Source organism: Bacteroides sp. BFG-637 (assembly GCF_024793605.1).
GTDB classification, from domain to species: domain Bacteria; phylum Bacteroidota; class Bacteroidia; order Bacteroidales; family Bacteroidaceae; genus Bacteroides; species Bacteroides vicugnae.
In genome coordinates this window covers 3,995,069-4,009,782 of sequence record NZ_JANUPD010000002.1, presented here as the reverse complement: position 1 = coordinate 4,009,782, position 14,714 = coordinate 3,995,069, and the positions used below count along the sequence as shown (strand labels likewise).

General features: G+C 40.9%; 9 protein-coding genes and 1 pseudogene. 3 read left to right on the top strand and 7 right to left on the bottom strand.

Annotated features, from left to right (window positions below; all coding sequences use genetic code 11):
* Positions 1–10: 10 nt before the first annotated feature.
* The 3 genes from NXX38_RS15415 to NXX38_RS15405 all read left to right on the top strand — a co-directional run bounded on the left by NXX38_RS15415 (position 11) and on the right by NXX38_RS15405 (position 2,812).
* A complete protein-coding gene (locus NXX38_RS15415; RefSeq protein WP_148366067.1) occupies positions 11–793 on the top strand; it encodes a M48 family metallopeptidase in 783 nt (260 codons plus the stop codon).
* Between the two features lie 193 nt (positions 794–986).
* Complete coding sequence (locus tag NXX38_RS15410) at positions 987–2,279, top strand: hemolysin family protein (RefSeq protein ID WP_148366065.1); 1,293 nt, start codon at positions 987–989, stop codon at positions 2,277–2,279.
* Between the two features lie 56 nt (positions 2,280–2,335).
* A complete protein-coding gene (locus NXX38_RS15405; protein WP_167511813.1) occupies positions 2,336–2,812 on the top strand; it encodes a copper resistance protein NlpE N-terminal domain-containing protein in 477 nt (158 codons plus the stop codon).
* An 88-nt stretch (positions 2,813–2,900) separates the two neighbouring features.
* On the opposite strand, the gene NXX38_RS15400 is transcribed toward NXX38_RS15405, so the two are convergent.
* The 7 genes and pseudogenes from NXX38_RS15400 to NXX38_RS15370 all read right to left on the bottom strand — a co-directional run bounded on the left by NXX38_RS15400 (position 2,901) and on the right by NXX38_RS15370 (position 14,650).
* Entirely contained in the window at positions 2,901–3,458 is a 558-nt protein-coding gene (locus tag NXX38_RS15400) for a thioredoxin-like domain-containing protein (protein WP_148366064.1), read from the bottom strand.
* A 64-nt stretch (positions 3,459–3,522) separates the two neighbouring features.
* A complete protein-coding gene (locus tag NXX38_RS15395) occupies positions 3,523–4,743 on the bottom strand; it encodes a glycoside hydrolase family 88 protein (RefSeq protein ID WP_195649015.1) in 1,221 nt (406 codons plus the stop codon).
* A gap of 89 nt (positions 4,744–4,832) precedes the next feature.
* Positions 4,833–6,483 (bottom strand): annotated as a pseudogene (locus tag NXX38_RS15390) (glycoside hydrolase 43 family protein).
* 218 nt (positions 6,484–6,701) lie between these two features.
* Positions 6,702–8,096, bottom strand: coding sequence for an alginate lyase family protein (locus NXX38_RS15385; RefSeq protein WP_258980072.1), 1,395 nt, complete (start codon positions 8,094–8,096; stop codon positions 6,702–6,704).
* A 9-nt stretch (positions 8,097–8,105) separates the two neighbouring features.
* The gene (locus tag NXX38_RS15380) at positions 8,106–9,587 is read right to left on the bottom strand and encodes an Ig-like domain-containing protein (protein WP_195358745.1); all 1,482 of its coding nucleotides are present in this window, start codon (positions 9,585–9,587) and stop codon (positions 8,106–8,108) included.
* 37 nt (positions 9,588–9,624) lie between these two features.
* On the bottom strand, positions 9,625–11,334 hold the full coding sequence (locus NXX38_RS15375; protein ID WP_258980068.1) for a RagB/SusD family nutrient uptake outer membrane protein: 1,710 nt from the start codon (positions 11,332–11,334) through the stop codon (positions 9,625–9,627).
* 13 nt (positions 11,335–11,347) lie between these two features.
* A complete protein-coding gene (locus NXX38_RS15370; RefSeq protein WP_258980066.1) occupies positions 11,348–14,650 on the bottom strand; it encodes a TonB-dependent receptor in 3,303 nt (1,100 codons plus the stop codon).
* Between the last annotated feature and the right edge of the window lie 64 nt (positions 14,651–14,714).

Below are 14,714 nucleotides of genomic sequence, written 5' to 3'. Positions count from 1 at the left end.
AGAAAAAAGTATGAAAAGAGAAATTGCTATGATTGCCTTCGTATTGTTAGGCATGGGTATGACAGCTTCTGCACAATTCGGCAAGAAGATTAATCTGGGAAAAGCGTTACAAGCCGGTAAAGACGTAGTATCAGCCGTTACTTTATCCGATGCGGACATTGCTAACATGAGCAAGGAATATATGGTATGGATGGATGCTCATAATCCTTTAACTAAACCTGATTCCGAATACGGCAAACGTCTGGAGAGACTGACCGGACATATCAAAGAAGTGGACGGACTGAAACTTAACTTCGGTGTATACGAAGTGATAGACGTAAACGCCTTTGCCTGCGGTGACGGTAGTGTACGTATTTGTGCCGGTCTGATGGATGTTATGACAGATGAAGAAGTAATGGCTGTGGTAGGACATGAAATCGGTCACGTTATTCACACAGACTCAAAAGATGCCATGAAGAATGCTTATCTCCGTTCAGCTGTAAAGAATGCAGCAGGCGCCACCAACGATAAAGTAGCCAAGTTGACTGATTCTGAACTGGGAGCCATGGCGGAAGCTTTGGCAGGCGCGCAATACTCGCAGAAACAGGAAAGTGAAGCAGATGATTACGGTGTAGAGTTCTGTGTAAAGAATGGTATCGATCCGTATGCGATGGCTAACTCACTGACCAAACTGTCCGAACTGTCAAAAGATGCTCCACAGGCTTCTTATCTGCAGAAGATGTTCTCGTCACACCCGGATACAATGAAACGTATCGAGCGTGCCAAAGCAAAAGCAGCAACCTACGCTAAATAACAAGTAAGAAAACTCTTCAAATACGGATGACGCGGAAAACACGGATCTATCATTTTATTAGATCTGTGTTATCCGCGTCATTTGCATCTAAAAAAGACAACACGATTATTAAATATTCATTAATCTGTCACACATATTTGCATCGTGTCTTGATTTCTTGTAATTTCGACCCTATAACCATTTTAATCCATTTATGGAATTTCTTATCATACTTCTCTTACTTGTACTGAATGGCATTTTTGCCATGTATGAAATTGCGCTGGTATCATCCAGCAAAGCACGTCTTGAAACACTTGTCGCCAAAGGCAACAAATCAGCCCGCGGAGTTTTGAAACAATTGGAAGAACCGGAAAAGTTCTTATCTACCATTCAGATTGGTATCACTCTGATCGGTATCGTATCCGGTGCCTATGGTGGTGTGGCTATTGCCGACGACCTTGTTCCTTTCTTTTCCCTTATCCCGGGAGCGGAAACCTATGCACGCAATCTGGCAATGGTTACTACCGTAGCAATCATTACCTATCTTTCTCTGATTATCGGAGAGCTAGTACCCAAATCTATCGCTCTTAGTAATCCGGAGCGTTATGCGATATTATTCAGTCCTATCATGATCCTGCTGACAAAGGTTTCCTACCCTTTCGTATGGTTGCTAAGTGTCTCTACCCGGCTACTGAATAAACTGATCGGTCTGAAAAGCGAAGAACGCCCCATGACACAAGAAGAAATCAAAATGATTCTCCATCAAAGTTCGGAACAGGGTGTGATTGACAAAGAGGAAACAGAAATGATACGTGACGTGTTCCGCTTCTCCGACAAACGGGCTAACGAACTGATGACGCATCGCAGAGATCTCATTATCCTTCACCCTGATGATACGCAGGAAAAGGTGATGAAGACGATCGAAGAAGAACATTACAGTAAATATCTGTTGGTGGACGAACGGAAAGACGAAATTCTCGGTGTTGTTTCCGTAAAGGATATTATCCTGATGGTAGGCAGTAAAAAGCTGTTTAACTTACGCGAGATAGCCCGTCCTCCCCTCTTTATTCCGGAAAGTTTGTATGCAAATAAAGTTTTAGAGCTATTTAAGAAGAACAAAAACAAGTTCGGAGTTGTTGTTAACGAGTATGGCAGCACAGAGGGTATCATCACCCTGCACGACCTGACTGAAAGTATCTTCGGAGACATCCTTGAAGAGGATGAAACGGAAGAAGAAGAAATCGTCACCAGGCAGGATGGTTCGATGCTGGTGGAAGCTTCGATGAATATCGACGACTTCATGGAGGAAATGGGTATTTTATCCTATGAAGATCTGGAATCGGAAGACTTCACTACTCTGGGTGGATTAGCCATGTTCCTGATTGGCCGTATCCCGAAAGCGGGGGACATCTTCACCTACAAGAACTTACAATTCGAAGTGGTGGATATGGACCGCGGACGAGTAGACAAACTGCTTGTCATCAAACGGGACGAGGAACAGGAATAGAATAGCAAAAACGAGCAATAGCTCACTATATTTATATTAACTTAAAGCACTTAACGATGAAAAAAGTAATTATGTTAGCAGCAGTCGTAGCTGCTTTGGCATCATGCCAATCAAAAGCAAACAAAGCCGCAGAGGCTCAAGCAGACAGTCTAGCTCTTGCTATGACTCCGATTACCGAATTGACTGAAGTTTATGAAGGTACTCTTCCTGCTGCCGACGGTCCGGGTATTGATTATGTACTGACCCTGAACGCTGCAACTGACGGTATGGACACTGTGTATACATTGGATATGACTTACCTCGACGCTGAAGGTCAAGGACAAAACAAGACTTTCACTTCAAAAGGAAAACAAGAAACTGTACACAAGGTAGTGAACAAAAAACCTGTGACTGCTGTTAAGTTAACTCCGAAGGATGGCGAAGCTCCGATGTATTTCGTGATTGTGAATGACACCACTCTTCGTCTGGTGAACGATAGCTTGCAAGAAGCTGTCAGTGATCTGAATTATGACATCATCAAGGTAAAACAATAAAATAAACCTAACCCTAACCAGTAAAAAAGCTCTGCACAGAACGAAGGTTCTGTGCAGAGCTTTTCGTTTTTGGGAGTCTTTCCTCATATTATTCCAAGTATTGTTTCAACTGATTCTTCAATTCCTCCGGATTGCTTGGTCTTTGTGCCTTATATTCTACAATAGCTCCCTCCCTATTAACAATAATAAACTGAGGAACTGAAAGCCCGGCGAAATTACCTTTCTCATCATAAGTGACAAACAACTTCTCCACTTCAACAGAAAATTCGTTATTCTCAACACTATTCTCTGGTCGATGATAGGTGACAAAATACCCATTTAATAATCTTTCATCCAATCTTTTCAGACAGGCATTCCAATCCTTGGGTTCATCTATTGAAATAAAAAGTCTCACAATATCATTCTTTTTGAAAAAATCATCTGTTTTTTCATATTCTTTGAGTTCTGCCAGACAGGGTTTACACCAAGATGCCATTACATCAATATATACAATTTTTCCTTTAAAATGCCGAAGCAATAACTCAAACGAACTAGGATAATTCAAGCATTTGATATTAGACTGCACTGATTGCTCCTGTGCAGTAATGATTAATGATATCAAACAAAAAAAGAATAAAACTCCATTTGTTTTAATGCACTGTTTCATACAACATAGATTTATTGTTAAATAACTGTGATAAAGATAGTGTTTTATTCGATATAAATCTTCTTTATTTAATTACATTCTTTCCTTCTTGCAGACGTTTCAACCGAAGCAATGCTTCAATGTAGTAATAGTCTGCATAAATAATAGAAGCATCTATCTCGGAATGAGCAGGCCAGTGTCCTACACTATGCAACAGGAAAGAGGGGTTGCTTTTTCCACTCTGATAATTATCAGAACTTAGACTCGTCAGCATTTCCACCGCAGCATCCCTGTAACGTTTGCCCGTACCATTCGGAAGATAAGTAGATAATTCGAGCAAAGAGGAAGCCACCACTGCCGCAGCCGAGGCGTCCCGTGGGGCATTCGGAATAGAGGGGTCATCGAAATCCCAATAAGGGACTTTGTCTTCGGGCAGACGTTCGAGATAAACATCTGTCACCTTCTGCGCGAAATCAAGATACTTCGGGTCTTTCGTTTCACGATAGACTACGGTATATCCATAGATTGCCCATGCTTGTCCGCGTGCCCACATGGTGCTGTCGGCATATCCCTGATGAGTGACTCCTTTAATGAGATTACCCGAAATCGTGTCATATACGGCTACGTGATATGAAGTATAATCAGGACGGAAATGACATTTCATTGTTTTGTCGGCATGAGAAACGGCAATATCATACAAATAAGGATTGCCACCATTCTTCGCCGCCCAGAACAACATTTCAAGGTTAATCATATTATCCATGATTGTGTTGTGAGGCCAGTTGCGCGGTTCCACTTCACGAGGCCATGAAAGCATTGTTCCCACTACCGGATTAAACAGAGCAGACAAAGAATCGGCAGTATCCAGAATCACTTTCTTATAAGCTGGATTCTTTGTCAAACGATAACCATTTCCATAACTGCAAAACACGAGGAATCCCAAGTCATGGTCATAGGCGGGAATTTGAGAAAGAAACTCCAATGAGTTCGTGAATTTCTTAGCTTCTTCCAGAATATGTTTATCCTGTGTATATTCGTAATCATACCAGAGCACCCCCGGCCAGAAACCGGCACACCATTCTTCTTTCGTTGCTTTACGGCAGTTCCAGTGATGTTCGTCAGCCATGATATTACGCGGCATCATCGTATAGTCAATTCCGGAATCTGTTTTCAGTTCCGTAAGTGTACGCTGTGCTTGTGCCGCACAGTAGTCCAATGCCTTATTCACATCCAATGTACCGGATGGCTTGTGAGTACACGTACAAAAACCTAACATCACAGCCAGACCTACTACAATCTTTTTCATCTTCGTTTAATATATTCGCGTTAATTCTTATTCTTTATTTCTCTTTGTCGATTACTTAGTCATTCATCAGTTACTTAATCATACACCACTTATTCAGTCATCCGGAACCAGTCTATATCTGCCCATCCGCGATTACCGTCATTCGGAGTTACGCAGAATACTCCAACTTTGGCTCCAATCCATTTGCCTTGTCGGGCTGTGAAAGGCTCTCCCACTGTCGTATATTTCTTTCCGTCCAGACTATAAGCGAATGTACAAACGGCTCCTTTACGAACCTTTACTTGTAAGTAAACTGTTTGCCACTCATTATCTGCTACTCCCGGCATCTTCAGATGTTCCACCGGAAGGTTTGCCAATTCTTTTATCTGTTCGGGATTTTGCTGTTCCGCATCCTTGCAGACTGCTTGTTGCAGAATAAACTGATCTCCTGCCTTACGAATGGAAAGATAACTATAATCCCATCCCATCACAATGATTCCGGTTTGTTCACCGTCCTGCTTGGCAGTAAATGTCAACTTGGTCGTAGCCGTAAACTCTTCAGCCGGAAACTTTTGCATCAACAAGTTAGGAACTTCCCAGAAGTTCACAAATTCTTTTGAGAGGCTGCCTGCATAAAGACGGATATATCCTAAGTCAGTAGTGAACCCATAAGTGTCTTTTTTATTAGCGTGCCATTGCCACTGTAGTCCCAAATGCCGGGTATTGAATTCATCACTTTCCGGTGGAGTAGTTACCGGATATGTCTTTCCCACATTCGGTTTCTTATAAGTGGTCACAGGTTCGCCGCAGCCATCTTTATCCTTGTCTACTCCGATTACGGGCCAATCATTTACCCAAGTCATCGGATTCAGATGAATCACACGTCCGTAAGCTCCTTTATCTTGAAAATGAATGAACCATGATTCTCCAGTGTTCGTATCTACCCAGCCGCCTTGATGAGGACCGTTGATATTTGTCTTTCCTTGTGCCATGACAATCTTCGATTCGTAGGGGCCGTAGATATTCTTTGAACGAAGAACCAACTGCCAACCGGTAGCTACCCCGCCTGCCGGAGCAAAAATGTAATAGTATCCATTGCGTTTATAAAGTTTCGGGCCTTCCACCGTATGGTTCTTTCCATCATTTCCGTCAAATACCATCACCGGATCAGAAATAGCTTCCGTACCTTCGGCATTCAACTCGCAGATCACGGCAATACTATTTACTCCACTACGACTGGCAGCATATGCATATACAAGATACACCTTACCATCTTCATCCCAAAGCGGCGTCGGGTCAATCATTCCTTTTCCAGCCTTTACCCGTACGGGGGTACTCCATTTTCCCTTCGGGTCTTTTGTCTTTATCATGTAGATTCCGTAATCCGGGTCACCCCAGTAGATATAAAATTCCCCGTTATGGAAACGGATAGGAAGGCGCCCATACTCCCTTACCGTGCTGTGCCTTATCGAAAAATTCTTCCGGCTCCTGCACCGGTAGTGCATAATTCACCAACGACCAGTTCACCAAATCGTTGGAATGAAGAACAGGAATCCCCGGAATACAATTAAAGCTGGACGCTGTCATATAGAAATCATCTCCGGCTGCACAGACATCCGGATCCGAATAGTCGGCATGAAGAACCGGGTTCTGATAAGTACCGTTTCCCTTATCAGCCACCCAGGTCTTAGAAATTTCTTGTGCACCTGCCAATGAACAGCAAGCCATCATTCCTGCTAAAAACAGAATCTTTTTACGCATACTACCTAACTAATAATTCTTTTCTAAATTCAAGTGTTATTCCTAAAAAACAGGTTCTTTCTACCTTATATAAAACTAATCTATCAGAAAACTGAATGTTATCTCTTTTTCTAAAGCAATCTATTTACTGACCTATTTGCTTATATATACGAAGGGGATTAGGTAAATACCTAATCCCCTTCATAACTTTTTCCTAAATATTCTTTTATCCAATAAAATTATTTAGCAAACATCAACGTTCCGAATCCTAATTGGTCATATCCTCCACTGTTAGGTCCGTAATCACCTGCTCCACCATCAGAATATCCACGACCGGCATTTTGGCGCATAAGTTCCACCCATTCTTTCGCATAACGTGCCGGACGATTATGATCTATTGCATAGCGATAAAAAAGTTCCCATGCAGGACGAACCGAACCACGAGTTTCATTGCCACTCTTATGCTCTTCATAAGACATACTTGGCCAAACACCACCCTCACAATTTTCATAAGTAGTATAAGGCAAGCTGGATACGTCATATTTAAAATTACTTAGATTCCAGCTAGCAGATGCACTGCCTGTTTCTGTCGTACCATAATTATATTTAGCTATATACTCACACATGGACAACGCACGATAATTATCATAAGCAAAAAGGTCTTCACCAATATTCTTCGCCATCTGACAGAATACTCCCATCAGACTGACACACAAGGTTGCATGTCCCTGGTCGCGACCTGATTCCTGACACTGTCCCAGCAATTCTTCACTATCCGGATCTTGATGAACAAAAGGTACGCCATTCACAATGTTACCTGAACCAATGCCATACTTAAAGTATTGTATAGCTTCATTGATCTTAAAATTATCATCAGTCAGAATACCAATAGAAAGAATAGCTGTCATATTCGCTAAATCCCAATTAAGCCAATAATGCAATGCACACTTATTTCCTTCATGAGTACTCAGAAAACTACTGGCAAATGGATAGAAAACATCAACCATCCAAGATTTATATTTTATAAAATCAGAACTAGTCCAACCTTCATAGTCACGAAGAATCTCAGCCGCGTTAGCCAATTGATAAATCTGGATAGCTATCAAATTTTCATTCGGATCTACAAATTTCCCATCTGAACCAACAAGGTATCCTGTACAAGTCTTTGCCCAATCATTTAGAATATCAATACCAGCTCTTGCATATTTGTCTTTATCAGATTCATCGGATATCTTCCAGCGTAACGCTAATTGATAGGCGGAAGCTGCATCTTTCATTAAATTAGTATAATTACTATGATCTGAATATTTATCTCCCCATACATCCGGATTTAAACGCTTCAAAACCTCAACAGGATCGGCTTTCCAGTTATCTTGCGCATGCTTGCTCTGGCATAAATGATCATAGGCACTTTTCCAAGGTGAGGCACCCGTACTTACCTTCTCTTTCACAAATTGAAAATCGTCTTCAGTATGCAGCATACAAGGATGTTGAAGTTTAGACGTATAATCTATTACTTCCGGCCAACTATCAATGTCGTTATAACCATCTTCTATTTCACTACAAGCAAGCAGTGAGGTAGAAGTCAGGGCTATCAGCCCTGCTCCTATCATATATTTAAATTTATTCTTCATAATATATTCTTATTTATTTTCGTTATCAACAAACTGCTGTAATTCTTCTACTGTCTTAAATGTCCGAATCCAATATACCGAATACGAGTCACCTGCACCGGAATTAGGATTAACATCAGCGACCACAATATTAAGAATTGTCAATTTAGTCGGTCCGAAAGTACCATCTTCTAAAGCAAATGTTCCTCTCTCAAAGTTACTTTGCAAATCGTAATAATAAACAGCAGTTTTTCCGGTTCCGGGTTCTACTCCACCTAAAATACTATAACTATTGTTGTTTCCTCCAACTGCACCCAGATAAGCTCCATTTGAAGTATCCAGTTTCACATTACCCTGTCTGCTATCATTTACAGAAGGCCTCACCATTTTAATAGCCATATAACGATATTTACCCGGATCTATCCAAACATATTTACTATCATTCCATTGAGCAAATTTTAAATCTCCACGATAATTTCCATCTTGCTTCATTTTAATAATAGCTTTTCCATCCACATAAGATACGCTACAACCATCATCTAAATACCACGGCAGCAAACTACTTGCAAACGAATAACACATACGTCCGGCAGCTACATTCACTGTTATTGACTGGGATATATTGCCATACGATGCAGTAATCGTTGCAGTGCCACTTTCTACTGCACGTACATGTAGCTTTCCTGTTTTGTCTACAGAGACAATCCCCTCATTATCACTACTCCATGAAAGCAGCGTCGCAGTTGCTTCTTGAGGAGTCAGTTTATAATTAATCTGATAATCTTCACCATATCCTAACGCAGACAATTCACCATCATTTATTAGTTCAATACCCGTTATCGGAACAATTACTTTTACAGATATATCAACCGAGGCCACAGCGGGAGCATCCGGATTCATATCATCAGCTGTTACCGTTATTGTTGCCGTTCCCTTGGACAGACCAGTAACAAGTCCATTTTTATCCACACTGGCAACTTCCGGATTACTACTTTCCCATTTATACCGTTGAAAAGTTGCATCAGCAGGAGTTGCATTTACTTTTAATTGCACCTCTTCTCCACCATCTATTTCTTCCGGAGCTTCAATAGAGAGAGATTCAATATACGTAAATGCCTCTAATACTTGAATGGTACGCGCAGGAGTCGCAGCAGATGCACCAAAGCCTATTTCCGGTGTCACACGTATGACGGCTTTACCTATCTTATCTTTAGTGACTATTTTTCCATCTTGAGTAACCGTTGCAACAGATTCATCTGATGAAGTCCAGCTAACCCCCGGATTCGAAACATTTTCCGGATTTATTTTATAAGAGAGTTGCAACTCCTTATTCTTTAACATATAAATCATGTTATCACCCGCATCATAATCCGTCTCTTCAATATCAATAGATGCTATTGTAGTCACTTCATCCATTTTGCCGCCCCAATCCTTATCATCAGAGCAAGAGGCTATACTGCAAGTCATGAAGAATAATGCTCCCCAATATGCTATTATGCTATTCTTTTTCATAAAATAATTCATTATTAAAACATTCAAAGGTTTATTATTACCATCCCGGATTCTGCCCCAAATTAGGGTTTAACTGGATTTGATCAGCCGGTAACGGATAAAGATCATTTTTGCTACCCCAAGCACGACCACTTTCCATAATTAAACATCCCTCTTCATTTCGAGCCATAGAAGAAGCATTGTGCCAAGCTGTTTCAAACTCCGTACCCTCCCATTTGATACCTAATATATCTTTAGGCATTTCAGTAATAGCCTCATTCCAGCGTTTCAAATCGTCAATACGGAAACCTTCGTTGTAAAGTTCTACTGTGCGTTCTCTACGAATCTCCTCTCGCATATCCAAATTATTATCTTCTACAAAGTCATTACTCAATTCCGGCATTTCCGTATTTATACGCTTACGAACTAAATTCAGAGATAGATTCAAATCCGAATCGGAGATCTTACCGTCCCGCTCATAGATAGCTTCTGCATAATTCAGTAATACTTCCGCATAACGAATGATCGGATAATCATAGCCTTCTAGCTCATCTTTCACTTTACGCTCTGCACACCATTTTTGATTTTGATATCCCGAACCTGAACGGACATCACATGTCATCGCATGCTGTGCATCTTCTCCTTCCAAACCTTTCCAGTCAATGCGACATTCCGCATCTTTATTTGCCCAATATACAGTTCCATTTGCAAGCAAACTATTCTTCATACGATTATCACGATTTTGGAACTCTGTATTCATTTTCGCATATCTACTCAAATCAGACTTATCTATAGGCAAACCATCACTGCAAAGATATAGATTCACAAATTTACGACTGATATACTGTACGTTCTTCAAACAATTGTGAGTTATATTCTTTCCTATCGGTGCAATCGTTTCATCATGGCGACGAGAGAAAATATACTCTTTGTTATCACTCTTAGTCAGATTGGCCGGATTAGATTGAACATTTTCCAATGTAAACAAGTACTTATAAGCCATTTCACCTAAGGCAGCGGGTTTAAACAGTTCATATTGCTTACTGTCAATCACTTTCTTTGCAGCATCCGCCGCAATAGCCAGCAGAGACTTACCCCGTGTTTCATTATTGCGGAATTTTTGCCATGTACCTTCATAAAGAGCTACTCTTGATAGGAAAGCATATGCTCCCCATCTGGAGATTTTACCGGCATCTTCCGTACCAATCGTTTCCGGCAGTTCGGGTGCCGCTTCCTGCAAATCTTTAATTATATAATCAATAATTTCTCCACGGTCATTACGGGTAGTTCTCAATTCCGGAGAATTAATGTCCAGTGGTTCAGCAGTCCAAATCACATTTCCATATAATTGTACCAAATCAAAATAGCAATATGCACGGAAAAACTTAGCTTCAGCCACATAACGGCTGATTGATTCAGCACCCGAATAGGAAGCCGCATTCTTCAACAGAAGATTACAACGACGAATATGCGCATAATTACTTGTATAATTACCATCCGACGTAGGAATTGAATTATTACCATGACTATATTCGTTGATCGTGTTAGAAGTCATCAAATCCGAGCGCGTATCGGAATGAGGAGCATCATAGACCGCAGTAGAAAAATCACGTGTCCAACCATAAAAGTTATTGGCGAAGTATTCGAAATCACTGGCCGACCCCCACAAATTACCATCAGCCAACTGGTCTTGCGGATCAAGATCCAGGCAAGAGTTTAAAGTCATACCGAATGACAGTAATAAAAGAGCTTTTTTATATGTTTTCATAATTATCATTCAATTAAAATGTTACATTCAATCCAAAAGTTACAGTACGTACAAATGGGAAACGTCCGGCATCCGAAACCTTACGACTTGCTTCGGGATCCCATCCATCATTAATTTTTGAATGTTCCCAAAGGTCTGCGCCCGTAATATACAAGCGACAAGCACTTATGGATTTCAATTTATTCAAGAAAGAAGCAGGTACGGTATATCCCAATGTCACATTCTTCAAGCGTATATAAGAACCATCCTCAACTGACCAGGAAGAAGCCTGATAGTTGTACGTATTGATGGTATTATTATTGGTATATGAAGGATAAAACGCGTCACGATGTTCCGGACTCCATGTATTACCGACTGATTGATTGGAGGTATTCATATAAACAGCCTTCATCGGAATACGCCAGGTTTCATTGCCATCGTTACTATTGCCGCCACCCGTACGGAAGATCGTACGTTTAGCTACTCCCTGAAATACCAAAGACAGATCAAAGCCTTTCCATTCCGCACCCAGATTAAATGAATAAGAGATTTTCGGATCGTCTGTTCCTAAATACACGTAGTCATTATAATCCAATTTACCATCATTATTGATATCCGCGTACATATTGTCTCCCAAACGTATGTCGTTGGTCAGGCCAATAGAATTACTCGATAAGAAACGATACAAATATTTCTGACGCTGTTCTTCTGTCTGAATCTTGCCCGCATAGCGCAAACCGAAAATACTATTTAACGGATAGCCTTGCTGTTGCTCCTTAAATCCTGACGAAAGAACTGTCACTCCTCCGATATCAGTCAGTTTATTATTGGCATAAGAGAATGTACCCCCTACATGGTAACGTACATTTCCTATCTTGTCAGACCAATTCAGATTTCCTTCCCAACCATAAGCTTTAAACTTACCACTATTGGACATACCGGCATTATCTCCCAATATTCCCGGATACGAAACGTTGATCAACATATTATCATTGCGTTTCATAAATACTTCTACAGTACCGCTCAAACGAGAATTCAACAAAGAAAAATCGACACCTACATTGTAGTTTTTAATCCGTTCCCACTCACGCCCTATGGAAGCAATCTTACCATTCGTATCAATAATAGTAGCTTTACCAGCACCCAGATATGCTCCACTTTGAGACTCAAACTTATAGAACTGTGCCCCATCATAGCGGTCTACCCCACTCTGATTACCAACTTCACCATAAGACAGACGGAGTTTTAAATCATTCAGCCATTTAATATTCTGCATAAATGATTCTTGAGTGATGCGCCATCCGGCAGACAGTCCGTAAAAGAAATCCCACCGATTTTCCGGTTGGAACTTGGAAGATCCATCATAACGCATATTCACTTCAAACAGATATTTCTCGTTATAATTATAGTTCAGACGAGAATAATAAGACATTACAGCCTCATGCCATTTGGTTCCATGCTTATCTTTCAAGGAAATTTCTCCGGCACCGTTAATCGTTTCCAAAGAGTTCTGAATATCCTTGACTGAAACACCAAAGTAATCATATTCTTTGAGTTCGTACTGTGTACCAACCATAGCACTCACATTATGTTTTTTCGCAAATGTATTGTGGTAGTTCACATAGCCGGTCATTGAGTAGAAATCAGTGCGGGAGCTGGTTTTTTCGTAAGAGGAATTAGCCTGGTTAGAAACAGACGGTCCTCCATTAACTTCCGTACCGGCGTAATTGTAAGAAGTAATAGCCATCTTCTTTATGTCACGCGTAGCAGTACCCGAATTATAACCGAAATTAGCAACCACATCCAAATATTTATTTATATTGTAGGTAAACTTCTCACTGATATTCACTTCGGACACCTTCAAATTATTATCACCGCCTTTCTCTGCATACCAGATAGGAGACATCCAAGTACCCCATGAATAAGGTTTGCCATCAATAGTGGCAGCTGGAAGACCTGGCTGCGGATATCCCGATGTCAACGTGTTTCCTATCATAGAAGGGGAAACCTGATCCTGACGATTATATGCAATAACAGATTCAATCGTGAAATTATCAAAGACTTTCAGCTTGTTAGTCAAACGAAGATTAAAACGTTTGTTATTGTTATTTCCCCATTTCAGGTTACTGTCATCGTACATAAATCCGGCGGACAAACGATACAAATTCTTTTCCGTACCACCGGAAACTGCCAAATCGTGTTGTGTAGAGGCAGCATTTCCAAAAAGAATATCTGTCCAATTCGTATCCATAAACACAAAGTCTTTTACGTCTGTAAAGGCTGATGTAAACGGATTAGCACTGTGGCTCAAATCAATATATTTCCCCTCATTGGCCAAAGCAAGTTTCGCATATTGAACCCAAGTGTCCGTGTCTGTATATCCGTCATTATAACGAGCTTGCAATACAGCATTAGACCACTCGCCCAAACTCATTAGCTCCGGTTGAAGACCTACCATTTTATAAGTATACGAACCGCTGTACTCCACTTTGGCTTTTCCTTCTTTAGCTTGTTTGGTAGTCACCAATACTACACCACCGGCAGCACGTGAACCATAGATAGCAGCCGAAGCATCTTTCAAAAAGTTGATAGACTGAATATCTGAAGGATTTATATTACGTAACGCATTTACACTCTCATAGGCCACTCCATCAATAACAATTAATGGTTCCGTTGAATTAGCCGAAACGGCACCACGCAATTTCAATCCCCAGCTTTCATCACCCGGAGCCGAAGAGTTTCGCGTAATCATAACGCCCGGAACCTGTCCCTGCATCGCTTGCAACGGGCTGGACATAGTCCCTTTCTCTTTCAGCATTTTATCACTCACGACCGTCACAGCCCCCGTCAACGTTTCTTTCTTTTGAGAACCGTAACCAACCACAACCACTTCATCAAGTACTTCCGTGCTTTCTTTCATTGTCACGTTCAATATAGTTTGATTAGTTGTATGAAGCACTTGATCCTGATATCCGATATAGCTGAATTTCAACTGTGCACCCGCAGGAACATCTATTGAATATTTACCGTCAATATCCGTTATAGTTCCCCCTGCCTGACCGACGACACTTACGTTTACACCAATCAAAGGTTCGCCCGTAGCGTCAATCACAGTACCTTTCACTTTCTTTTGAACCTGTGCCACCACCTGGCCATCGTTCATGTTTGTATCGGCCCATGCCTTTGAAACAGGACAAAGTCCCAGCATTAATCCTAACGCAAACATTGCTGTCTTGTTAGGCCGCGAATTAAAAATTAATCCTCTTCGTTTCATAAAATTAAATTTGAGGTTTAAAAATAGTATTAAATTTTTGTTCTCTAAAATAAGATGAGGCATACAAATACCTCTTTGTAAATTCTGACTCCTTTTCCATAAGCACAAAAGGTTATTTATTAATGAA

Excerpts from the sequence above, each read along its gene's own strand:
- NXX38_RS15415 (WP_148366067.1), top strand. The coding sequence starts at position 11 with ATGAAAAGAGAAATTGCTATGATTGCCTTCGTATTGTTAGGCATGGGT.
- NXX38_RS15410 (WP_148366065.1), top strand. The coding sequence starts at position 987 with ATGGAATTTCTTATCATACTTCTCTTACTTGTACTGAATGGCATTTTT.
- NXX38_RS15405 (WP_167511813.1), top strand. The coding sequence starts at position 2,336 with ATGAAAAAAGTAATTATGTTAGCAGCAGTCGTAGCTGCTTTGGCATCA.
- NXX38_RS15400 (WP_148366064.1), bottom strand. The coding sequence starts at position 3,458 with ATGAAACAGTGCATTAAAACAAATGGAGTTTTATTCTTTTTTTGTTTG.
- NXX38_RS15395 (WP_195649015.1), bottom strand. The coding sequence starts at position 4,743 with ATGAAAAAGATTGTAGTAGGTCTGGCTGTGATGTTAGGTTTTTGTACG.
- NXX38_RS15385 (WP_258980072.1), bottom strand. The coding sequence starts at position 8,096 with ATGAAGAATAAATTTAAATATATGATAGGAGCAGGGCTGATAGCCCTG.
- NXX38_RS15380 (WP_195358745.1), bottom strand. The coding sequence starts at position 9,587 with ATGAAAAAGAATAGCATAATAGCATATTGGGGAGCATTATTCTTCATG.
- NXX38_RS15375 (WP_258980068.1), bottom strand. The coding sequence starts at position 11,334 with ATGAAAACATATAAAAAAGCTCTTTTATTACTGTCATTCGGTATGACT.
- NXX38_RS15370 (WP_258980066.1), bottom strand. The coding sequence starts at position 14,650 with ATGCCTCATCTTATTTTAGAGAACAAAAATTTAATACTATTTTTAAAC.